The sequence below is a fragment of the Methylobacterium sp. C33D genome (genome assembly GCF_053345825.1).
On record NZ_JBKFAV010000125.1, the window covers coordinates 1 to 626 of the forward strand.

The 626-nt window shown below is 66.0% G+C and carries 1 protein-coding gene; it reads right to left on the reverse strand.

Annotated elements, in window-relative coordinates:
- Positions 1-626: GTP-binding protein (locus ACLBXO_RS31675; protein ID WP_447687910.1), on the reverse strand; the 626-nt coding region annotated here is incomplete at its 3' end.

Genomic DNA, 626 nt, shown 5'->3' on the forward strand with positions numbered 1-626 from the left:
ATCGGGCGCTCCGGCTGCGGGATGTAGGCGTCCACGGTCGCCATCAGCGCCAGCACCGCCTCCTTGCCGATCTTCGGCTCCTTGTCCTCCAGCGCCATCAGCGCCGAGCCCTTGGTGATCGGGATGTCGTCACCGGGGAAGTCGTACTTCGACAGGAGCTCGCGCACCTCGAGCTCGACCAGCTCCAGCAGCTCCTCGTCGTCGACCATGTCGACCTTGTTGAGGAACACCACCAGCGCCGGAACGCCCACCTGGCGGGCCAGCAGGATGTGCTCGCGGGTCTGCGGCATCGGGCCGTCCGCCGCCGACACAACCAGGATCGCGCCGTCCATCTGCGCCGCGCCCGTGATCATGTTCTTCACGTAGTCGGCGTGACCGGGGCAGTCCACGTGCGCGTAGTGACGGTTCTGCGTCTCGTACTCCACGTGCGCCGTCGAGATCGTGATCCCGCGCGCCTTCTCCTCAGGAGCCTTGTCGATCTGGTCGTAGGCCGTGAACGTCGCCCCGCCCGTCTCGGCCAGAACCTTCGTGATCGCCGCCGTCAGAGACGTCTTGCCGTGGTCAACGTGGCCGATCGTGCCAATGTTGCAGTGCGGCTTGGTGCGGGAGAACTTTTCCTTGCCCAT